Below are 381 nucleotides of genomic sequence, written 5' to 3'. Positions count from 1 at the left end.
TTCGGGGAGAACGAGATATCTCCGGGTTTGATTGGCCTTTCACCCCTATCCTGGGGTCATCCCCTCCGTTTTCAACCGAAGTAGGTTCGGCCCTCCACGGGGTCTTACCCCCGCTTCAGCCTGCCCCAGGATCGCTCACCCGGCTTCGCGTCTGCAGCGTGCGACTCACTCGCCATCTTAAATGCTCGCTTTCTCTGCGGCTCGTTTCCAAACTTAACCTCGCCGCACACCGCAACTCGCTGGCTCATTCTACAAAAGGCACGCCGTCACAGCGCAAAGGCTGCTCCGACTGCTTGTGGGCGCACGGTTTCAGGTACTGTTTCACTCCCCTCTCGGGTTGCTTTTCACCTTTCCCACACGGTACTGGTTCGCTATCGGTCA

Annotated in this window: 1 rRNA gene; it reads right to left on the bottom strand. The window is 58.3% G+C overall.

What is annotated here, in order from left to right:
* Positions 1–381: ribosomal RNA gene (locus NE591_RS13205) — 23S ribosomal RNA — on the bottom strand; the annotation flags it as partial.

This window comes from Adlercreutzia sp. DFI.6.23 (assembly GCF_024462535.1).
GTDB classification, from domain to species: domain Bacteria; phylum Actinomycetota; class Coriobacteriia; order Coriobacteriales; family Eggerthellaceae; genus Adlercreutzia; species Adlercreutzia rubneri.
The sequence above is the reverse complement of the archived record's forward strand: the minus strand, read 5'-3'. Positions and strand labels throughout refer to the sequence as shown.